The organism is Methylobacterium variabile, assembly GCF_001043975.1.
Taxonomy (GTDB): domain Bacteria; phylum Pseudomonadota; class Alphaproteobacteria; order Rhizobiales; family Beijerinckiaceae; genus Methylobacterium; species Methylobacterium variabile.
Genome location: NZ_LABY01000551.1, coordinates 1 through 555 on the forward strand (window position 1 = coordinate 1; position 555 = coordinate 555).

Below are 555 nucleotides of genomic sequence, written 5' to 3' on the forward strand. Positions count from 1 at the left end.
AAGCCATACCTCAGGGAGGACCACTTTTCGGCTCTTCGCCAAGTTTGGTGGATTAGGGTGCGAGGAGGAACCGTCGTCGTAGGAGATCGAGATTGGCGCGGCCGTACATGGCGCGCTTCAAGAGCTTGAGACGCGTGATCTGTCCTTCGGCTTGCCCACTGCTCCATGGCAGTGTCAGCGCGGACCGAACGGCATCTCCATCCTGACCGAGGCTAGCAGCGAAGCTCTCAACGATGCGGACACCGCAGGTTTGCGCTTCGCCCAGCCATTGATCGAACGCCGTGACATCTGATTTTCCTGACGGCTGCTGGCCACAGCGGCTCCGGCCGATCCGGCAGAACCGGCGGCCGAGATCGACGACCTTAGCCGCCTCGGTATCCTGCAGGACGCGCGAGACGACCGCGGCTACCTCGGGGCCGAGGTCTTCGGGCTCCCGTAGGAGATACCAGGACAGCTGCTTGGATGAAGCCAGGGGTGATGCGGTCGAGGTCGCAACACGGGTGTCGGTTGGTGCTGGCGACGACCGGATTGACGTTTTGGCCGAGCCCACGAGAC

At 62.9% G+C, this 555-nt stretch carries 1 protein-coding gene; it reads right to left on the reverse strand.

The genetic code is table 11. From position 1 onward, the window contains the following. Nucleotides 1-52: 52 nt before the first annotated feature. Nucleotides 53-555 (reverse strand): transposase (locus tag VQ02_RS36585; protein WP_245239954.1); only part of this gene is annotated, 503 nt, incomplete at its 5' end.